Below are 15227 nucleotides of genomic sequence, written 5' to 3'. Positions count from 1 at the left end.
AGCCCCCGTCCTACGCGCGGTTTGTCGTCGTGACGAACTTCTCGCCCCAGGGCTCGACACGCGCCGTGACGCCCACCAGGCCGAACTCGTGGTCACGTTTTCCGCGGATTTGGGTGAGCGTCTACATGCAGGCTCGTGCTCGGAGAAAACAGAGAAGGACGGGCGCGTCTGGAGCAAACCAGCGCTCGTCGAAGTCTGCTCGGGGGAACCTACCTGCTTCGTGGCTTCGACTCCCGCCTCTCTCGTGCGCGCCGTCCTTGCATGGCCGAAGCCGGAGCGGAATGTCGGAGCCGGGGTCGGTTGCCTCGAGGTTCTGTGCGCGTGCGTGAAGCTCATAAGAGATGTCCCTCCTCGGCCGTTGTGCGTGTCAGCGCGACATTCTCAAGGGCCGTGTTCCGTCTTCTCCGGGCGCACGGTCGGCGCCGGCTGGCCTCGTCAGGGGAATGTGATCACATGGGCAGCCAAAGGCTCGGCACCCTCGACGGCGCCCGCAGTCCCCGTGTCACGTGCGAGCGCGATTGCATAACATCGCGCCATGTCGCACCCGGCGAAAGCAACCCCATCGGCTCGAGCGTCGACGCGCGCAGGAGCGACTGTGCTGCTGGCCGGATCGAGAACTGCATGCCACAATCCTCCTCCCTCGATCGCAAAAGCAAGAATGAACCGCGGTCCGCTCCACCCGCCCCAGAAGTGGCCAGGCTTCGTACCCGGCGGCAAGCGCGCGAGCTCCGGGGCCGTCACGCGCGTGCGTCCGGTCGCTCGCTCCACCACCATCGCCTCCACGACGGTGTCCTTCCAATCTGCATTCGGCGAAAGATCGGACCGGCGCGGCAGCTTCGATGGCAGCCGGCGCGTGCCCGCGATTCCCACGAAGTCACCCGTCGCCCGCAAGACTTCCAGATTGATCGCGGTCGATTCGCCTGCGAGCGCGCCTGGGCCTTCGTCTTCGGCCCCGTGGATTCGAAGCATTCGCGCCTGCGCCGGCGGCTGCCACGTGCGCAGCGCGAGCTCACCATGACAACAGCTCCGGGCCTCGACCAGCGTGTCGTCCTCGGCCGAAAGCTGAAAATGGCATGGGCACGGCGGAGGATCGTAGCGGGGCAACTGCACGGGCGCGGCCGCGTGCTCCGACGAACCCCCGACGGAGGCGCGGTTCTCGGCAATGAGGAAGACGCGGTGGGGGCCGCAGAACATGCCTGCGCTGTCTGCACCTCCGGCGAGCAGCGCGCTCGGTACCTGGGGGGGCCGCGCATCGGGCAAGAACGGCGCGACGAGCGCTCTCCAGGGGCGCGGATGGAGGAGATCCTCCGCCTGGGCGGCGGGCCCTGGCGGAGGAGCGGTATAAGCGACTCCGTCGAGCGTCGCGCAGACGCTTGCGCGCTCGTCGATGCTCACCGGATCGATGGCAGAGAGGGGCTCGGTTCCGTTCCCGTGGAAGCGGTAGAGCACCTGCTTTCCCGTTCCGCCTGCGGAGGTCGTGGCCACCACGGCCACGCCCCCGCTCCCGGCGAACAACTGAAGCTCGCTCACCCGTTCGACCTCGCCGAGCGTGCGTAGGACCGCGGTCCGTTCGAGCAACCCTGCCGCTGCTGGCGCGCGGGCGAGGACGTGGCGCTCGCCGTCGTGCTCCTTGCCGGCAAGAAAGAGCTCACCGTTGTGGTAGGTGGCTGCCAGGGGGGGACGCAGGCGCAGGGGAGCGCTGGGCGGCGCTGCCCCTGCCGTCGGGGCGGCGGAGGCCGTGCCAGGCGGCGGAGACGCGGACGGAAGCGCAAGGGCGCTGCTCGAGGCGGCGGGGGATGGCGTCTCCGAGCTGCGCGAGCACGCCATGAGGAGCAGGCATGGCGCGAGCGCCGCCGCCCAGGTCTGCTCCTGTCGTGGATTGCGACGGCTCGACGGCCGAGCGGCTCCTTCTTCGTCCTGGTACATGGCGACATTTTACGCCGGGTCCGAGGTGACGTCCAATCCGTTTGGCTCGGCCGTGAAGCACGCGGCGGCGTTTATACCCGGAAGCCTCGACCTTGGATCCCCTGGGTTCGATGGGAGTGGCTCATACCGGCAGCGCGCCTTCTTCATGATTGAAGAATTGCCAAGGGACGTACGTCCCCGCGAACGTATCGCGTTTGGGCAACACCGACGCCAATCGGAACACATTGCCCGTGATGGCGGCGCGCCTCTGTTCCTCCGATTCCGGCAACATCACGAGGCTGAGGCCCGATCCGGCCGAGGTACCGTTGCGCATGATGTTCCCCTGGACCGTGGCGCGTCCCACCTGGAAGAGCATCACGACCGCCGTTCGGGTGTCGCACGTCATACGATTCATGCCGATGATCACCTCGCCGGCGGGCTCGGGAGGCTCGCTTGGCTCGGGAGGCGGCGCCCACACGAGCAATGCCGCGCCCGAATCCGAGTCCGACTCGATTTCGTTCCCGCTGACATGGAGGACGAGCCTTCCCTGCGTCACCTCCTCCAAAGTGGTGTCTTCGACGTAAACCAGCAGTTCCCGCAGCGAGGTGAACGGCAGGGGCCCCATGACCTCCGTGCTGGTGGGCGGGATGGCGCCGCTCGGGAGGGGGTAGGCTCGTGCGATCGCTCCGCCCTCGTCGAGAGCTAAATTCCGGCGTAGATTCTGCAGTCTGCTGATGGCCGTCGCGGCCGACGCTCCATCGATGTGGGAATCGATGGTCTCTTCCCTCGCGCTGAGAGCGGAGTCCGAGACGAACCATGCGTCAGTCGACAGCAGCAGCACACCCGAGCCGCACGCGTCGACACGATTCGCTTCTACGCGAATCCTGCGGTTGTCGCCGTGGAACACGGCTGCGGCCGCCGTGAGGCCTTTGAAAGCGTTTCCACGAACCACCGCATCGTCGAGGCGAGCCGGGAGCGACCATACGTCAGCCGTCGCCGGTTCGCTACGCTCCGGCGAGGGGGGGGTATAATCCTCGATCGTGGTTGCCGGGGCGTGCAGGCAACCATAGTAGTATTTCTTGAATGCGCCGGCGGGAGGTACATCCCGGATGAATCGATTGTCTTGCACCTCGAGCCCTCGCACGTTGCCCGTGATGAAGAGGCCTGCGGCGAAGGCAAAGTCTTCCTCCGCCACGTAGATTTCATTGTACTGGAATACGCAGTCGCGGATGGTGATGTTCTTGCTTTCGATGCCGTTCGAGCTGACCAGCCGTACGCCGACGGCCACCTGGAGTGTGCGCAGGTCGATCTCCTCCCCGTCCTCCGCCGCCGCCGTATAGAGCGACGACGGCGTAAAGTAGCCGAAAGACGCACCCGCTCCCTCGAAATGCACGCGCGGTAGAATGAAGCTCAAGCCGCGCAAGGTCACGGACGAAGTGTCGACGAGCACGACGAGCCCGTCGACGAAGTCATGTTGGAACGACGTGTTCGCCCGGAGGACAGCGCTGTTCTTGATGCAACCCTCGATCGTCAGCCCTGCATGGTCCGACCCGAGCCGCAAGGGGGCATTGAGAACGTACACGCCGGGTAGCAGACAGAGGCGCACTGCGACGCCGCTATCCAACGTCGGTATGAAGCCATCGATGAGCTCCTGGAGCCCTGCGCCGCCCTCCACGTCCTCGGGCTTCACCGTCACCGTGCAGCAGCCACCTCGCCGGCGCGTCAGCTCGACCAGATTATCGAAATGCTGGCGGCAATCCTCGGTGATGACCAGACCTCCGTCGGTCAGGCGCACCACGCCGAGAGGACATATCCACTGCCGCGGTCCATCGGGCGGCTGCGGACCCTCGTTGTAGCGCTCCGGGAAGATCTTGGTCGGCGCGGCGGGCCGCAGCGCGATCATCCAGTAGTCGCCCTTCACGAAGAAGTCGTCCGGTGCGCTCAGCGTCACCTGGAGACCCGTATCCCCGATCGGCGTGGCCGCGTCCGGCGTGAAGTCGAGCTGCTCCTCCCATACCCTCACGAAGAGCGCACTCGACGTAATGGCCTCCGGATATCCGTCGGGGAGCGCCACGCCGATCTTGATCGTCTTGTCGACGGGATTGTATTGCGCCTTGACCTGCGTGATGACACCACCCTGGGCGGCAATGTAGTTGTCGTCGCCGAGGTCTGCGCTCGCGACCAGCACTTCCACCCATTGATCGATACGCGGCTGGTGTTGTGCATCCACGGGGCTCGACGCGAGCGTGAGCACGCTGGTGTCCGTCGCCGTGTCGATCGTCACCTTGGTGACACGGTAGAGGGAGGATGCGTTGTCGTAGCCCCAGAGGATCTGGTTTGGGCTGCACACCTTCACGCGGATGAGCTGGTTCTCCGCGCCCAGATAGCCAGCCTGGGCCGTGGGCGAGCACTCGTCGGGCAGCGGGGACGGTGGCACGAACGTCGCGGCGAGCGTGGCCTTCGACCCGACGCGCATGGTCTTCGGGTCGAAATATAGACCTGCCAGCTCTTCGAACTGCTCCAGCATGTGGTCGAACGCGCTCTTGCAGGTCGGTGCGAACGGGATATTGTGCCGCAAGAAGTGCTGCTGGAGGCGCGTACGTTGCGCAGTGTCCGGGCCGCCGAGCGCCACCTCCCGCAGGCGACGATCCTCGACGGCGCTGACCTCCCGCTCGATGAGGTGGAGGCTGATCTGCGCGTAGGCCATGCTAGGCAGAGGTGCGTCCTCGAGCCAATCGAGCTGTTTCGAATAAAAGACCCCCGGCGACGGCAGGAACACGCGCATTCCGCCGACATACATCGTTCCGGGTCCGATATGAATGTCCTGCGGCGCGCCCTCCTCGGGCGCCTGGATGCTCAGCTTGTAGCCGTCATCGGGGGTCCCGACCGGACCCACGAAATCGAGCGCCTCCTTCCGGAGCTCCTCGGTCGTGATTTCCTGCGCCTCGTTGAGGTCTGCCTCGATGACGGCGCGGCCCTGCTGCGCAATCACCCGTCGGTACTGCCTGCCTTCGTCGTACGTTCGTCGTGCGATGTCGCTGCCCATGGTTGCCTTCCCTGCTGCCGCGTCGCAACCTGGCGATCGGACGATCGTCAGGCGGTCTCGTTCACGTCACGTAAATGAACACCGGAGCGAGCCCTACCGGCACATACTCTTGATACCGGATGCGGAGGCTCCGCTCCTTGATTGCATTTTTCTCGCGCCAGAATGCCCCGGGCTCCGATCCCTCGGTTCCGCCCTCCGTGATGGCGGCGGGAGCCGAGAGCGCGAGCTGCGCGTATCCGGGTTGTCCGAACCGCGTCGAGGTGAAGATCGGCGCGGCCGGAGTGATCGATTGCGTATGATACCGCCGGGGCAGCATGCTGCCCTCCGCCCACGCGCTGAAGCGCACGCAGCCGTGCTGCGTGTCCGCGACCGTCATGACGTCGTGGAAAATCGTGTCGCTCGCGTGGAGGCGGTGCACCTCGCCGGGGCCGAGAATCGTGGCGCGCTCGATCTCGACCTCGCCCGTGCCCACGACCGAGAGCGCTTTCTCCGCGCCGAGGGATTGCACGATGCTGTCCCGGATGAGGAGGTGCTCCACCGCGCCGCCGGCCACGACCTGAATCGGGCCTGTGATGGATCGCTCGATCGTTAACGACCGCACCTGCCCCTCGATCCGCAGCCGGCAAGGAGCGAGGGGCCGGCCATCGACGCTGCTCTCGTAGGTGTTCGTGTCGGGATCCAGGTTGCCCGGATCGAGCGTCGAGGTCACGATGACCACCGAGTCGAACGTGCCTTTCAGAGCGATTTCGCCCCCGCTCACGAAGATACCGTCGAGCACGAGCGAGCTGCCGGACGCACCCGTGAAGGACCACAACGGGCCCTCCGGCGTGAGCCTGACGAGGGGCCGCTCCCGATTCTCGGATTTTAGCACGAGATCGGTCACGGTCACGTCGACGACGGTGCCATAGGTGAGCGAATCTTGGAGGAGCACCGTCCCTTCGCCGCTCGACGACGTGAGCGCCGTTGCGAGCGCGGAATCGCCTCCTTTCACGTCGATCGGCGCGCTCGTCGGCGGTGGGTTCACCTGCCCGCGCACCCGCCTGTCATAAGCGCCCGCCCCGATCGTGGATGGGAAGCCATGATGGTACGCGACGCGGAGGGGCCCGCTCCCGGGAATGGGCGGATCCGGATTCGCCGGCATGAAGAAGACGCCCTGCTCCGGATCGATGTAGATCTTCTTGTCGTCATTCCCAGGATCCGCGCCCGGATCGGCGATGACGTGCTCCACGGGGATCAGATCCAGGAAGGCGCCGTTCTGGCGGAAGATGCCGAGCGAGCGCTGCTCGACCGCCGTCGGCTCCGCCGGATCGACGGCCGCGTACAGCTCCTCGAGCGACACGAGCATCAAGAGACGGCTGATGGGTCCCGGGAGCTGGTGTTCGTCCGGGGAGATCCATTCATCGCCATAGGTCCGAGCAGACGCCGCGAAGAGAGGGCTCTTCCGCCCCGTCGGATCGAACGTGTATTCATTCGGGCACCCTGCAACCTGGACCGGCGTCACCGCTTCGAGGGGCAGGCTGTGCAGCCGCCAAAGAAATACGCCCAGACGCGGGATGTTGTACCATCCCGTGTGCCCTCGGCCCACGCGCACATCCGCGGTATACGAGAACTCGTCGAATGCGGTCCCGGTCAAGCGCGCGCCGTGCGGGCTGCGGAGGTCTGCAAAGCCCCCCGCAGTGGTATGGGTCAGCCGCCCGACGAGCCTCTGCACCGCCTGGAGCTTGCGCGCCTTTTCGGGATCGGGGCTGTCCGCGGGCCAGCCTATCTCGGGATCGAGCCCGTGCCGCGCTCGCGCCATCCGACGGAAAAACTCGACCACCCGCGCGTCCCACCCGGTGAGATCCGATGCGATTTGCTCGAGGACCGCGAGCGTGCCCTTGCGGCGCCGATAATGAATCGTCCGGGCCACGTCGAGCCGCTGTCCACGCGCGTCGAGGCTCGCAACGAGGTTCGTCGCGAGGAGATCGCCGACGTAGGCGATGACCCAATCGTCGCACGTCTCGATCGACTGGTCCTCCCACATCCGGTCGATGCTCCGGCGCAGGACGGCCGCCTGGACGCCGATGCGCTGGACCATCTCGCGCAGCGGGCCCTTCTTGCTCGTATCCGTGGAGTCCTCCGCCCGGTACACCTCGGGCAAGAGGCCCCACAGCTTGTCGGTGTAATAAGCCTCGTAGCCGTCTGAAATCGTCGTCACGGCTGTGCTCCCGTCGTCTCGATGGCGATGTCGAGGTCCTCGCCTGCGAGGGTGAAGAAACCGCCCTCGCCCGGGTCGTGCCGCTCTTGCGTGTCGGATGGATCGGACGGCGAGGAGGCAAAGACCAGCGACGACACGGCGATGGCCCCGGGCACGCGCAGGCACGCCTCGATGATCCAGCTATCGTAAATCGCGCCGCCGATCTGGCCGACGCCCGCGCGGAACGGACCCGCGTCGGGGTCGAGCAGCGCGCTCTCCACCGCCGTGCGGAGCGCCTCCGCCTCGTATCGAGGATCGGCGACCACGACCAGCGCGAGGGTGCATTTCTTTGGTATTGCCGGCAGCACGAGCAGGGGTCGGTTCGGGTCGATCGCCGGCTCGAGCGCCGCCACGGCGACACCCACGGCGCCGGGATCACCGCCCACGTAAAGCTTGATCACCGCTCGTTGCATCTCCGCGTCCCATGCGAAAATGGATTTGACCCTCGGCACACCGGCCGCGAACGCAATTGCTTCGTAATCGTCTCCCGAGATCGCCCGACCGAACGTGAGCACGGAGCGCGGCCCCGCGCGCCGCGTCGCGGCCGGCGACTCCATGTCCGCGCCTCCGCCCACCGGCACGGGATTGCGGACGGCGGAGAGCCCCGTGAGCGGCTTCAAGAGCACGGTGAGCGCCCCCGCCTTGGGCGCGGCCGCGCCGGCGCCATATCGGTACGAAGCCACGACGTTGCCCTTCCCCGTCGGGAGCCGCGCGCCGTTTATGCCATCGCCGAAGACCACGAACGTCTTCCCTTCCTCGTCCTGCCGGGTCGTGAAGACGTGCGCATCGGGCGGCTGCCCGTAGAAGCTCTCCACTTCGGTCCAGGCGATGTCGTTCACCCATACCCGGAGTGTATTGCGGTAGGGCAACGTCTCGCCGGGCACGGCCCCTGCGAAGTGCGTGAGCGGCGATTGCTGGAGCGCGAAGGTTTGACCGACCTTCGTTGCGTCGCCATCCCCCATGACTTCCCGGGGCACGGTTTGGCCGCGGGAGACGGTGAGGAGATTGTAGAAAAGGCGCAGCGGCGGCTTCAGCGTGAGCAGCGTGTCGGACCGCTCGACCACGATCTTGCCGCTCGTGATCGTATCCACCTTGCCGAGCGAGCCGCTCCCCGTCGCGTCCTCGACGAGCACCTCGCTGCCGGGCTTGAGCGAGGTCGGCACCGCCGCGCGGGGGATCAACGTGAGCGTTTCGACGCTGATCTCCGCAGGTGGGTTGTCGATCAGCGAGCCCACGTCGCGGAAGCCGTAGAGGACGCGGTAACCCGACAGGGGATCGGATTCATACACCGGCATCCCGACCCCGGGGGCGAAGTAAATGTCCGCATGGAGGTTCGGAAGCGGGATGACCGGCTCCTCCGGCGTCCCCGGCGGCGTCCCCGGATACCCATCGGGCGCATTCTCGTACCAGACGACCTCCTTGTACTCGGTGACCTGCGCGAGGTGCTTGCGCTGGCTCGATGCAAACAACACGAGATCCCCGACCGCGAGATCGCGAGCGACGGACGTGAGGTGCGCGACCCCTTCGAGGAACACGAGTATACCAGGGGCATTCGTCCTGACGTAGAGCTTCGTCTCCAGCGTGCTCCGGAGCAATCGACAATCCTTCGCCTTCACATCGCCGAATCCGCTCAGGGGTGCGGTGAAGGTGACCCGCGTATTGATATTTTCGCGCGGATCCTTCTCGTGGGCGACGGATTGGACCGTGACCCACGCATACCCGGTGGTCGACATGTTCCAGCTCTTCGCCACGAGGAGAAGCTGGTCGAATGGCCTCACGCTGCTGATGACGCCGCTGAGGAGCACGCTCGACCCGTCGATCGCCGTGTCGAGGGCGGGGTCCACCTCCAGCACGCCCGGCGCGCTCGCCGCGGTGACGGCGTCCACCTCGAAGATCTGCGGCACCTCGCCCGGACTGGGCTTGCTTTGCAGCGGGAGACCCTGCGGCACCGTGACCTTCGTGTGGCCAGCCGACAGCAGCGCCGAAAGCTTGCCCGTCGCGCCAAGCGCCGGCCTCGGGCGATACCCGAGGAGGTTGACCAGGCGCGAGGCGCTCGCCGGCTGATAGGCCGTCCGCAAATAAGAATCGTTTGCGATGCGCTCGTTGTAGAACGTGAGGATGTCGGCGAGGTATGCCCACCACTCGAGGAGCTGCAACGCCAGATCACCCTCGGCGCTCGGCTGCCATCTCTCGAGCGCCTGCTCACCTGGCAGCGCCTGCAAGAGGGCTTGGCGAAAGCTCGCATAATCGCCGGTTCGATATTCGATCACGTCGAGCCCAGGCGGATTGTGGATCCTCCGGGGGTGCACGATCGTGTCGCACGGGCAGACGTTCTCATCGTCACTCATTTGCCGCCCTCCACGTGCACGTCGACGCTCCCTCGCTCGGGTCGGCTCGGGTTCGAGTCCACGCGCAGGATCTCTGCCTTTCCTACCTTGACGAGCGCCGGCATATCGATGAAGCCGATGGGCGATCCGCGCCGTCGGAACTGGACCACGCGCACGCCGTCGACGCCGTGGACGCGCTGCACCGCGGCCTCGAGCGCGCTCCTCCACAGGCCCTGGCCAAAGGTGAAGCGATCGAGATGGAAGAATCCAGTCGATCCGTCGGGCCTGCGAGCGGCGCTCAGCGCTTCGAGCACCGCCTCCCGGACATCCGCTTTGAAGGCGTCTCGCCTCGCGCAGACCTCGACGACGATATCGAGCGCCACGAAATGCGGCGGCAGGACGTGCGATTCGTAGCCCGCGAGCCGCACGCGCTCGAGCTCCTCGATGAGCTCGATGCGCCTGTCGAGGGAGAGCTCGCCCGTGCCGCGCGGGTCGGGCGCTGTGAACACGGAGAGCCAGCTCCCCGTGTAGCGGAAGGTCGTGCCTGCGCGTTGCACCCAGGGCAGCTCGCCGGCGATCCGTTCATAGTCTTCCTTGCGGACCGCGCGGCGCGTCTTCGCGCGAAATGCGTGCGGCGCGAGCTTTCGTACAGCCTCGTCCGTCTCCGGATCGGCGCCACCCGTCGCCGGGAAGGGGTTCGTCACCTTCGCGGCCACCATTTCGAGCATCCCACCCGGGACGATACGCGTGATGCTATCGGCGGCCACGTTGCCCGTGGCTCCACCGCCCACGCGATAGGTCACCTGAAAGACGGACTTGGCCTCGGGAATGACGCCGAAAGAGCCGTCCCCGAATCGGATCGTATCCCCCTCGGCGCCGTCGTACTCCATGGGCGCAGCTCCGGTGGGGCCGGGCAATCCGACGCGAGCATACCGTACAGGGTCGACGGTGAATGCCTCATCGAAGCTCTCCGCGTCGAGCAGGTTACGCCGAAACACCCACGGGCGGGCGGGGCTGGTATTCACCTGCGTAACCCGGATTTCGGGCCAAGGCCGCGCGTCCGGGGCGTCTTCGCGGTACAGCCAGGCGAGCGGCGCGCCGTCGAGGGGGAAGAGGTATTGCGGCGTGCCTTCCGGACCTGTCCGCGTGAGGGCCACCTTCTGACCGAGCATCGCCGCGCTCTCCGTGGCGAAGGTCTCTGTGAAACGTTGCCCCTGCGTCGCGGGGACGAGGTTCGCCGAGAGCGTCGTTCGTGTGAGATCGTGATCACGCCGCAATGCGTCTTCGGGGCGCCACACGAGGCGCGTGACCTTGCCGCCTCCCTCGGCGAGCGGGTCGATCCGCTCCTCGCCATCGGCCGCGAGCGTGACGAGCTCGCGCACGGGTGGATCTCCGGGGATGGCTGGCAGGGTATCGATCAATATCTTTTGCCCTGCCGTGAGGCCGAGCCCGTGCTTCTCGACCCACATCTCCGTCGCGCCCGAATGGAGGCATCGCTCGTCGTCGTTCCACCAATGCGGCTCGAACTTGTTCCAGAGCGGGTTTACCGGGTACTTCGTCTGGTCGCCGAGCCCGGTGCCCGTCTCGAAAAAGAGGGTCGTCCCGTCGGGCCCCTGGGTGCTCACGGGGAGCCCCGCCCCGATCGGGCCGCCCGTGACCTCGAACTGGAGCAGCACGCGCGCGGCCGTCGCTGGCCGCGGCTCGTAATCGACGAGGCGCGCGTGTCGGACGACGCTACGCCGCTCCGTGGCCGTCTCCAGCCACGCCTCGGCGGTGATGCGGTCCTGCAGGTAGCTGAGGTCGTCGGCGACGCTGGAGAGGGTCTCCAGGAACATGACGCCGAAGTCTGCCGGGGACCGCTCCTCCCACGCGGGATAACGGCGCGCCGAGAACTCGAGGAGCGCCCGACGGAAGCTCTCGAAGTCCTTGGCGAGGTAATCGATGGGCGGCGGATCCGCGGGTGGCGGCGTGCACGCAGCGGCCTGCGCCTCGCAGTCGACGAGCGAAGGACAGCCGACCTTGAACGAGAACGGGACGTGATCGAAATAAGGATCGAGCGATTGCGTGCCCGCACCGGAGGCGCTCTGCAATGCGAGCGTGTACGTCGAGAAATCCCCGGGCGCTGCGACGCGCAGCGTGAGCACCTTCGCCGGGACGTCCCAGTCGTTGGCGTCGTCGATCGGCAGGACGGGCACCTTCGGGATCGCGTCCCCTCCGGTGATCGTGGCGCCCGTCACGACGCCCACGAGGTCGTCGACGGGGTTCACGAAATGGATACGGATCTCCGTCTGCGCGATGTTCGCGATCTCGACGAAATCGATCCCGTTGAGCTCCGGGTGCAGCCGGAGCAGTTTCGCGCGGTCGGCAATACCGCTCATGGGATCAGGACCTCCGTGTGTTGCGGGGCGCGCGTCTGGCGAATCACGTAGTCAATGCGAATCAGGATCTGACCCTCGTCGTCCACCTCGCCGGCCCCATGGACCTTCACCTCTTTCACGTCGATGTGCTCGGCGAGCGCGTCGGTCAACGCCTGAAGGACGAGCATCTGCGCGGTCGCGTTGAGCGGCTCGGCGTTCGGGGCGAACAAGAGGCGTCGGAGCCCGGCGCCGAAGAGGGGCCTGTTGACGCGCTCCCCTGGCGTCGTGAGGAGCACCTGGCGGATCATCTGCTCGACATGCGCCTCATAGCTGGGCGCGCGTGCCCCCTGGCCGGAGACGCCGTCGATGCGGAACGGAAATGCGTAATCGCATCGCTTCATGACCACCTCATTGCCCCCTTGCCTTCTGCTGCGAGCTCACGATCACCGTGCCCTGGGGCGTGCCATCGGCCGCAAAACAGCGGCCCGTGCTGCTCTCCGTGAGCACGGGTTGTCCTCCCACGACGCACCTCGTCGTCGGCTCCGACCAGACGACGGTGACGCACGGATGGGGCCCGTTCGACGTCTGAAGTACGCAGCCCTCCACGAGCGTGGCGTCGGCGGCGTGAAGAAGGGTGCCCTGCACCGCTTGCGCACGCACGGCGGGGGCCGTCGTTTTGACCCTTCCAAAATGCGGGCACAAGAGCAAGCTCGATTCGGTGAGGAACGCGCCCATCACGTCACCACCATGCCGTCGTCGTTGACCTTGACGGCCGCTTCGAGGACCTCGATTTTCCCGGCGCTCCGGCTGATCGTCACCCCTATCGCGTCCAGCGTGACACGATTGCCGTTGGGATCCGTGATGGTGAGTGATGGGAGCAGCGAGCTCCCATCGAAGAGGAACTGGTGACCCGCCGCCGTGCGGATCACCTTCTTTGCCGGCGCGGCGTCGGCGGGCATCTCGCCGTCGTGCCAGTAGCACCCGCTCCAGATGGGGTAGGAAACGTCTCCGCCCTCGAATTCGATCCACACCCCCGAGCCTTCCTCGGGCAGGAAGGTGATGCCTGCGTCGGGCCCTGCATAGGGCACGCAAGGCGAACACCAGCCCGTGATCGTCTCGCCGAGCACAGCAGGGACCTTCGCCTTGATGCGACCTCGCCCGCCCTGCTCGACCTCGACGACGATGCCGCGGTATTTTCCGTAAAACCTGTTTCGGATCCGGTCGAGGATGTCCAGGATCGCCTGCTCGTTCAGCATCACGCGCCTCCGGGCGGCGGCGAACCGACCGCATTGCGTACCAGGACGAAGCTCATCTTGTGGCTCCTCGGCTGGATCGTGTGGCGTACGCTCCAGACGAAGTATTTGCCCGAGTGGATGCTGCCGGCCCCGTCGATCTGTACGACCATCCCCGCGCGCAAGACGGCCTTGAGCTGCGAGACGTCGGCTTCGCCTTTGCAACGAACGAAAAAGCCGGCCTCCCGGAGCAGCGAACGCGCGCGCAGGGCGAGCTCGCCTGCGTCGTCGACCGTCGTCGTCAACAAGGCCTTGGGTTTGCGGTCGCCCATCGCCTGGATGCTGCCGAGCCCTGGGGAAATGAAGTCCGAGAGCCCCCGTGCCTCCAGCAAGGGCAATCCGCTGTCCTTGGTCTCCACGCGCGCGGCGCTCGGGTCGGGGTCGCTGAACAAAGCCTGCTGCGCGGCAACTTCACTAGGCCTCGCCACGTCCCACTCGAAATCGAGCGCGTGCACCGTGGCCGTGGTCGAGGGATTCAGCGTGAGGGTCACGGCGGGCGCGGCCGCGAGGTCGGGTTTTCCGAAATAGCCGATGCGCGCGCCGGGACGATCCGCGCAAGCCACGCGGCAAAGCTTGCCGTTGCGGCGAGCGAGCTGCTTCAGGAACTGGATGTCCGTGGCTCGCTGCATCAGCGTGTGGCCGGACTCCGTGTGCGCCGGCGAGTCATCCTCGGTATTCTCGGACGCAGGCGTGATGCCGTATTCCTTGAAGATCTCGTTCGCCACACCGCCGTCGGTCATGCCGATCCATTCACGGGCCCTCTCGTCCAGGTTCATGAGCCAGGAGGCGTCCTGACCCCATACCTTCAGGGTGGAGCTCGTCGTCCCCGTCTCCATGTGGATCTTGTGGGAAAGAACGTATCCGTCGAAGATGCACTCCGGCGGCTTTTCCTCGGCCGTCGCCACGAGGCAGAGATTGGCGTAGGGCTGGATCGATGGGTCCGTCAAGCGCGTCAGATCGCCAGCGGGCGTGCCGTCGAGCGGGAGCGAGATCTCGATGGCCCCGGGCAGGTCGACGCTCTCCTCGATCTCGATGGAGCCGAAGGACTTGCAGAGCGAATCTTCACCCGCCTCCACGCCGTCCGTGAGGATTTGAAGCGCGTTTGCCATGTCTCAAGTACCCGTGACAGGGACGCCCACGAGCTCACGCGCGGCGAGAGCGTCCGGCGCGATGGTGCCGCTCACGTCGCAGAGACGATAAAAAGCCGTCGGGTCCGAGAGATGGCGCGTGGCGATGTAGTCGAGGCGCTCACCTTCGAGCCTCCGATGAAAGCCGAGGAGCTGGGGCTGCCGCGGCAGCGGGATCGTCGTCGCGGTCACGACGCCGCGCTTGGTCTGCACGGTATATGTGGTTTCCTTGGCGTAACGGCTTCCGGGCGAGAACATGATCCATATCCTCCAATCAGAACGGCAGCATGCCGACGTCCCCTTTGGCATTGGCCAGGTTCGCGATTGCGAGGGCCTGGCGAAGGCCATGCGAGTACGAGTAGGCGACCATGCCGACCTTGGCGAGCGGGTCGTGGGCCTGATCTGCGACCGCGAGCTCCTCGGGCGTGAGCACGCGGAGCCCGATCTTCGCCTCCACCTGGGTGGGGTTGAGGATCTTGTCGAAGAGCTTTTCGGTCACGCTGAGGCTCGTCACGCGTACGGGCAGGATGCGCCCCGGGCCCCAAACGAAGAGGACGGTGGGGAGGAGGAATTGCGGCACCTCGCACGCATTCTTCGCTCCGGTCGCGCCGACGAGCTCTTCCTTGACCTCGACCGGAAAGATCAGCATCTCCAGGGCAGCGAGCCTCGTGTAGACGCCCGAAATGGCGGCGATGCGGCTCCCCTCGGCGATCTGATCGTTCGCGTCCATCTGGAGCGTGAACGAGAACGACTCGCCCGGCTTTCCCGAGGCCGCCTGCGGATTGGAATAGGAGCCAGGCTTGGAGCCGCCGCCCCCTCCATCGGGCTGATCCCACGTGTGCTCGATGGTCTCCGGGTTGTACTGGAACATGATCAAATTGGGCACGGGGATCGGCCCCTTCTTGGCGAGCTGGACCAACGCGCCCTTCATGAAATA

At 66.2% G+C, this 15227-nt stretch carries 11 protein-coding genes; all 11 read right to left on the bottom strand.

The window, feature by feature from the left end:
• Positions 1 to 435 precede the first annotated feature (435 nt).
• The 11 genes from E8A74_RS46500 to E8A74_RS46450 all read right to left on the bottom strand — a co-directional run bounded on the left by E8A74_RS46500 (position 436) and on the right by E8A74_RS46450 (position 15221).
• On the bottom strand, positions 436 to 1926 hold the full coding sequence (locus tag E8A74_RS46500; protein WP_136935619.1) for a hypothetical protein: 1491 nt from the start codon (positions 1924 to 1926) through the stop codon (positions 436 to 438).
• Positions 1927 to 2047: 121 nt separating this feature from the next.
• On the bottom strand, positions 2048 to 4951 hold the full coding sequence (locus E8A74_RS46495) for a DUF6519 domain-containing protein (RefSeq protein WP_136935618.1): 2904 nt from the start codon (positions 4949 to 4951) through the stop codon (positions 2048 to 2050).
• 61 nt (positions 4952 to 5012) lie between these two features.
• Complete coding sequence (locus E8A74_RS46490) at positions 5013 to 7148, bottom strand: hypothetical protein (protein WP_136935617.1); 2136 nt, start codon at positions 7146 to 7148, stop codon at positions 5013 to 5015.
• Positions 7145 to 9535, bottom strand: coding sequence for a baseplate J/gp47 family protein (locus tag E8A74_RS46485; RefSeq protein WP_136935616.1), 2391 nt, complete (start codon positions 9533 to 9535; stop codon positions 7145 to 7147). Before E8A74_RS46485 ends, E8A74_RS46490 begins: the two co-directional genes overlap by 4 nt.
• Positions 9532 to 11892, bottom strand: coding sequence for a baseplate J/gp47 family protein (locus E8A74_RS46480; RefSeq protein WP_136935615.1), 2361 nt, complete (start codon positions 11890 to 11892; stop codon positions 9532 to 9534). The genes E8A74_RS46485 and E8A74_RS46480 overlap by 4 nt, the downstream gene beginning before the upstream one ends.
• Positions 11889 to 12272: a GPW/gp25 family protein gene (locus E8A74_RS46475; protein WP_136935614.1), complete on the bottom strand. Its 384-nt coding sequence runs from the start codon at positions 12270 to 12272 to the stop codon at positions 11889 to 11891. Before E8A74_RS46475 ends, E8A74_RS46480 begins: the two co-directional genes overlap by 4 nt.
• Positions 12273 to 12279: 7 nt before the next feature.
• On the bottom strand, positions 12280 to 12606 hold the full coding sequence (locus E8A74_RS46470; protein WP_136935613.1) for a hypothetical protein: 327 nt from the start codon (positions 12604 to 12606) through the stop codon (positions 12280 to 12282).
• Positions 12606 to 13127: a phage baseplate assembly protein V gene (locus E8A74_RS46465; protein ID WP_136935612.1), complete on the bottom strand. Its 522-nt coding sequence runs from the start codon at positions 13125 to 13127 to the stop codon at positions 12606 to 12608. The genes E8A74_RS46470 and E8A74_RS46465 overlap by 1 nt, the downstream gene beginning before the upstream one ends.
• Positions 13127 to 14272: a phage late control D family protein gene (locus E8A74_RS46460; protein ID WP_136935611.1), complete on the bottom strand. Its 1146-nt coding sequence runs from the start codon at positions 14270 to 14272 to the stop codon at positions 13127 to 13129. Before E8A74_RS46460 ends, E8A74_RS46465 begins: the two co-directional genes overlap by 1 nt.
• 3 nt (positions 14273 to 14275) lie before the next feature.
• On the bottom strand, positions 14276 to 14548 hold the full coding sequence (locus tag E8A74_RS46455; RefSeq protein WP_136935610.1) for a LysM domain-containing protein: 273 nt from the start codon (positions 14546 to 14548) through the stop codon (positions 14276 to 14278).
• Positions 14549 to 14564: 16 nt separating this feature from the next.
• The gene (locus E8A74_RS46450) at positions 14565 to 15221 is read right to left on the bottom strand and encodes a hypothetical protein (protein ID WP_170229895.1); all 657 of its coding nucleotides are present in this window, start codon (positions 15219 to 15221) and stop codon (positions 14565 to 14567) included.
• Between the last annotated feature and the right edge of the window lie 6 nt (positions 15222 to 15227).

The organism is Polyangium fumosum (genome assembly GCF_005144585.1).
In the GTDB taxonomy this organism is placed as follows: domain Bacteria; phylum Myxococcota_A; class Polyangia; order Polyangiales; family Polyangiaceae; genus Polyangium; species Polyangium fumosum.
This window is presented reverse-complemented; position numbering and strand designations above follow the sequence as displayed.